At 72.8% G+C, this 1,064-nt stretch carries 2 protein-coding genes; one reads left to right on the forward strand and one right to left on the reverse strand.

What is annotated here, in order from left to right; all coding sequences use genetic code 11:
• The first annotated feature begins 29 nt into the window (after positions 1–29).
• Entirely contained in the window at positions 30–398 is a 369-nt protein-coding gene (locus FNX44_RS27100) for an arsenate reductase family protein (protein WP_143651598.1), read from the forward strand.
• A gap of 25 nt (positions 399–423) precedes the next feature.
• Here FNX44_RS27100 and FNX44_RS27105 read toward each other — a convergent pair.
• The coding region (locus FNX44_RS27105; RefSeq protein WP_143651599.1) for a polysaccharide deacetylase family protein at positions 424–1,064 on the reverse strand (641 nt) is incomplete at its 5' end.

Raw genomic sequence — 1,064 nt, forward strand, 5'->3', positions numbered from 1 at the left:
GGGGTGGGGCTGGCGCTACGGTGGGGAGTATGGAGATCTGGATCAACCCCGCGTGCTCGAAGTGCCGGAGCGCGGTGCGGCTGCTGGACGAGGAGGGCGCCGAGTACACCGTGCGGCGCTATCTGGAGGACCCGCCGAGCGCGGACGAACTGCGGCAGGTGCTGGACCGGTTGGGTCTGGAGCCGTGGGACATCACGCGTACCGGAGAGCAGGTGGCGAAGGAGCTGGGCATCGGCCGGTGGCCGAAGGAACCCGCCGAGCGGGAGCGCTGGATCGCCGCGCTGGCCGAGCATCCGCGGCTGATCCAGCGTCCCCTCATCACCGCCGACGACGGCACCGCCGTGGTCGGTCGGAGCGACGAGGCCGTGCGGGAGGCGCTGGCCAGGAGCGCCGGCTGACCGGCTGTCAGGGCTGTCAGGGCTGTCAGGCGGGCGCGGGGTCGGCCAGCGGGACCGGTGTGTAGCCGCGGTCGATGAGCCGCGGCAGGTAGAAGGCGAGGGCGTCGACCGTCTGGGAGCGGTCGCCGCCGCCGTCGTGGGCGAGTACGACGGCCCCGGGGCGGGCGCCGTCCAGGACCCGTGAGCGGATGGTGCGGCTGCCCGGTTCCTTCCAGTCGAGGGTGTCGATCGACCAGCCCATCGGTTCCATGCCCAGCTCCGCGCAGACCCGCAGCGAGGGCCCGTGCCAGGCGCCGTAGGGCGCCCGGGCGAAGCGCGGTGGCCGGCCGAGGGCCCGTTCGATCAGGTCGCAGGTCCGGCCGAGCTCGCGGCGGACCCGCCAGGTGGGGATGAGGTCGAGCTGGGGGTGGCTCCATGAGTGGTTGGCGATCAGGTGTCCGTCGGCGTTGATGGCCTTGATCAGGTCCGGGTTCCAGGCGGCGTTCTCGCCGATGACAAAAAACGTGGCGGGGGCGTTGTAGCGGCGGAGGACGCGGAGCACGGCGGGGGTGTGCACGGGGTGCGGACCGTCGTCGAAGGTGAGGGCGATGTGGCGCGCGGAGCCCGGCAGGGTCAGGTGCGCGGCGGATCGGACGGTCGGCGAGCGGCGGGACGAACCGTTTGAGT

The organism is Streptomyces alkaliterrae (assembly GCF_007097205.2).
Lineage (GTDB): Bacteria > Actinomycetota > Actinomycetes > Streptomycetales > Streptomycetaceae > Streptomyces > Streptomyces alkaliterrae.

What these genes read in the sequence shown, in the direction of transcription:
- FNX44_RS27100 (WP_143651598.1), top strand. Translation starts at nt 30, where the DNA reads ATGGAGATCTGGATCAACCCCGCGTGCTCGAAGTGCCGGAGCGCGGTG.